Origin of the sequence: Rhodococcus sp. T2V (genome assembly GCF_029269925.1) — a bacterium.
In the GTDB taxonomy this organism is placed as follows: Bacteria; Actinomycetota; Actinomycetes; order Mycobacteriales; family Mycobacteriaceae; genus Rhodococcus_F; species Rhodococcus_F koreensis.
Genome location: NZ_JARJBD010000243.1, coordinates 1 through 2,475, shown reverse-complemented (window position 1 = coordinate 2,475; position 2,475 = coordinate 1). Strand labels below are relative to the sequence as shown.

The window sequence follows — 2,475 nt, the reverse complement described above, 5'->3', positions numbered from 1 at the left end:
CACCACACGAATCACCTCACGCGGTGACAACTTCGGTTACCCCGTGCAATCGGTCCCGTGATTCCGATGCCAATCGGCGTATCTGGTCCAGGTCGACCCCGACCAGCAGGCCGTCACGTTTCACGATGCGACCACCGACGAAGACGGTGTCGACATTGCTCACGTCGCATGCGCTGACCGTGGCGGCCACGGGATCCCGGCCGGGCAGTACATTCAACCTGTCCGTTCGGAGTAGGACGATATCGGCCAACTTTCCGGGCTCGAGGGTCCCAGTCCGATCGTCCTGCCACGCGGCCTTTGCTGCGTCAACCGTGGTCATTTCGAGAACATCGCGGACACCGATGGACACGGTGCCGAGTGCTTCGCCACGAAGTAGCGCTTTGACGTGGTCATCGCCTCGTTGGAGAGCAAGCGCGGCCCGCATCGGCGAGAACAGATCGCCGCCGACGTTGGTGCACACGTCCACAGAGATTCCAGCCGGGATTCCGTGGTTGCGAAGCCGGGAAACCACGGTCGGGCCGTGGCCCATGTTTGCTTCGACCTCCGGCGACGTCGACGCCCGTCCGCCGGTATCGGCGATTCGGCGCAACTCGTCGTCGGAAAGCATGTTGCAGTGGACGTATAGGACATCGTCGCCCAGCAGTGACTCCGCGTCGAGCTTATGGATCGTTCCCTGGGCCCCGCGCAGGCCTCCACCTACATGGACGGTGATCGTCATGCCTAGCTCACGCGCGAGATGCCAGTCATCGATCGTGGCATCCATTGAGCTGAATTCCGGCCCACGTAACGCTAAGCCGATCGTCAGCCGGTCGACGTGTTCGGCAGGAACACTTGCTCGTAGTCGCTCGGCGTCACGTGTATGACGCGAGTTGTCCCGAACGCGGGCCTGTTCGTTCGTGCCACCGTACGCAAGAAGTGCTCGCGAGCCCGCCTCGATGTGCGCGGCGAGAGCGGCATCCGCATGATCCGGTGCCGACAGATTGTGCGCGAAGTCGACCACCGTCGTAACGCCAGCGTCCAAAGCTTCCAGAGCACCGACAAGGGTGCCGGCGTAAATGTCTTCGGCTGTGAATCGTGGTCCGAACTTACTCCGCAAAGTTGTGAAATATTCGGTGAGCGACCAATCGCATGCGACGTGACGCAACGACGACTGCCACAAGTGACGGTGGGTGTCGATGAACCCAGGCAACACGATGAAGTCGTCGGCATCGATGACCATCGCGCCAGGCTCGTCGATGTTCTCTTCGATCCGCGCGATCCGGTCGCCCTTGATCAGAAGATCGGCGCGTCGGTGTGCAGCGCCTGTCATTGGCACTATGCACCCGTTACGGATCAGTATGCGATTTTCGGATTCCGCGTCGTGGGTCGAGTCAGGTGACGGGTGCGCGTCGCTCGGGCTGCTGCCGGTCATCGTTGTCCTTTCGTTCCGAGGAGGATCTCGACAGCGACCTCAGCGGTGAGCCGGTCCTGCTGAGCGTCGAGGTCGAGGCCAGTGATTGCCTGTATCCGGCGAATCCGGTAGCTCACGGTGTTGGGGTGTACGTGGAGGCGCTGTGCAGCGCTCGCCAGGCTTTTGTTCTCGGCGAAATACACGGAGAGAGTCTCCAGGTAGTCCATGCTCTTGGCTTTATCTTCTTCGACGAGGCGCCCGAGCACCTCCATTCCGAACGAGCGGAGCTCTGCTGCGTCGGGGTAGCGCGCCAGCAGTCGGTGGATACCCAACGCTGAGAACAAGCTGACGTTGTCAGCGCCTCCCATTCGCTCGCTCGCGATCAGCGCACTTCGCGCTTCCGAGTACGAACGTGGGATGTCGGACACCGAGAGGTAGGCATTGCCTACGCCGGCTCGACTGACCGTGTCGCCTCGTGAGCGCAGCCGCTCCAAGCACATCGTGGCCACTCGGTGTGCGCGGTCCACTGCACCGGCCGGCGCACCATCGGTGCTGGGAACGATGGCGACGGCGCCGTCGGCCCGAACGGATACTAGGGCATCTGGAGCCAGTCTGTTCAGTAGTGCCCCGACGCTGGCGTGACCGGACGCAGGCTCGGCTCGCGGCAGATCGAGGACGAGCACCGCGTGTTCGACGTTCTCGTCGTAGCCGAGGTGCCTGGCCCACTGTGCGGTGTCGTCGCCGCTGCGGGCGCGCTCCGCCAAGAGTCCCTCGACCAGTTCGCTACGTGCCAGGCGCGCGGCCGCCTCGACTACGTACTCGCGGCCCATCAGAATTCCGCAGACCATGGCGGCGTGTTCGATGGCGAGGACCATGAGATCCTCGTCGATCGCGTCGGGGGCACTGTCCACAGTCAACAAGAACCCGCAAATCTCGTCGTTGACCGACACAGGCGCCACAAGGGTCGTCAGACCCTGCCACTGATTCGGCACCGTCAACGCACGGCGAGTGTCCGAAGCTGCCGCCAGAACCGCTTGCAGTTCACTGGGACCGGTCCGGGCACGCACAACAGCGATAGCGTTACC

The 2,475-nt window shown here is 63.0% G+C and carries 2 protein-coding genes; both read right to left on the bottom strand.

The features are described from left to right. Positions 1-16 precede the first annotated feature (16 nt). Positions 17-1,411, bottom strand: a complete 1,395-nt coding sequence (locus tag P3H15_RS53560; RefSeq protein WP_276144752.1) for an amidohydrolase family protein — start codon at positions 1,409-1,411, stop codon at positions 17-19. Then, on the bottom strand, positions 1,408-2,301 hold the full coding sequence (locus P3H15_RS53555; protein WP_276144753.1) for a CdaR family transcriptional regulator: 894 nt from the start codon (positions 2,299-2,301) through the stop codon (positions 1,408-1,410). The genes P3H15_RS53560 and P3H15_RS53555 overlap by 4 nt, the downstream gene beginning before the upstream one ends. Between the last annotated feature and the right edge of the window lie 174 nt (positions 2,302-2,475).

What these genes read in the sequence shown, in the direction of transcription:
- P3H15_RS53560 (WP_276144752.1), bottom strand. Translation starts at nt 1,411, where the DNA reads ATGACCGGCAGCAGCCCGAGCGACGCGCACCCGTCACCTGACTCGACC.